At 72.0% G+C, this 1,169-nt stretch carries 1 rRNA gene and 1 pseudogene; one reads left to right on the forward strand and one right to left on the reverse strand.

Annotated features, from left to right (window positions below):
- The first annotated feature begins 4 nt into the window (after nt 1-4).
- Nucleotides 5-121: ribosomal RNA gene (gene rrf, locus FHG89_RS30765) — 5S ribosomal RNA — on the forward strand.
- A 90-nt stretch (nt 122-211) separates the two neighbouring features.
- Here rrf and FHG89_RS33185 read toward each other — a convergent pair.
- A pseudogene (locus FHG89_RS33185) lies at nt 212-1,169 on the reverse strand (hypothetical protein); the annotation flags it as partial.

Consider the following 1,169-nt stretch of genomic DNA (forward strand, 5'->3'; position numbering starts at 1 on the left):
GAGTTACGGCGGTCATGGCGGAGGGGAAACGCCCGGTTACATTCCGAACCCGGAAGCTAAGCCCTCCAGCGCCGATGGTACTGCACTCGTGAGGGTGTGGGAGAGTAGGACGCCGCCGGACAATCTTCCAGTCGAGGGCCGCCCCATCCGGGTCGGCCCTCGACTGCGTAGCGCCATTGGTGGCGCAATCAGGAAGGATGTACCTGTGAGTTCAGGACCGCAGGGCGGAGATCGTCCCCGTCGCTACGAAGACCGTACTGACGGCTCGGCTGGACGCGACCGCGGCCCGCGCCGTGACGACCGCGACCGGCCCCCGTACCGGGGCGACCGCGACAACGCTGGCGGCACCCGTGGCGGATACGCCGGCGGACGCGACAGCGGTTCCCGTGGTGGTGACCGGGACGGTTCGCGGTCCGGTGCTCCGCGTGAGGGTGGCTTCCGTGGCGGCGACCGGGACAACTCTCGGTCCAGTGCCCCACGCGAGGGTGGCTTCCGTGGCGGTGACCGCCGTGAAGGTGGCTTCCGTGGCGGCGACCGGGACGGTTCGCGCTCGGGTGCCCCGCGCGAGGGTGGCTTCCGTGGCGGTGACCGCGAGGGCGGTTTCCGCGGCGGTGACCGCCGTGAGGGTGGATTCCGGGACGGCGCGCGCTCGGGTGGGCCCCGTGAGGGTGGCTTCCGTGGCGGCGACCGGGACAACTCTCGGTCCAGTGCCCCACGCGAGGGTGGCTTCCGTGGCGGTGACCGGGATGCTTCGCGATCGGGCGGTCCGCGCGAGGGTGGTTTCCGGGGCGGTGACCGTCGTGAGGGCGGTTACCGGGGTGGCGACCGTGAGGGTGGTCTCCGGGGCGGTGACCGTCGTGAGGGCGGTTTCCGCGAGGGCGCCCGTCCCAGTGGTCCACGTGAGGGCGGTTTCCGTGGTGGCGATCGTCGCGAGGGTGGTTACCAGGGCGGCGACCGTGGCCGTTCCGGCCCGCCGCGTGAGGGTGGTTTCCGTGGTGGCGACCGCGAGGGTGGCTTCCGTGGTGGCGACCGTCGTGAGGGCGGTTTCCGTGGTGGCGACCGTCGTGAGGGCGGTTTCCGTGGTGGCGATCGTCGCGAGGGTGGTTACCAGGGCGGCGACCGTGACCGTTCCGGCCCGCCGCGTGAGGGTGGCGACCGCGAAGGTGGCT

The organism is Micromonospora orduensis, assembly GCF_006228125.1.
In the GTDB taxonomy this organism is placed as follows: domain Bacteria; phylum Actinomycetota; class Actinomycetes; order Mycobacteriales; family Micromonosporaceae; genus Micromonospora; species Micromonospora orduensis.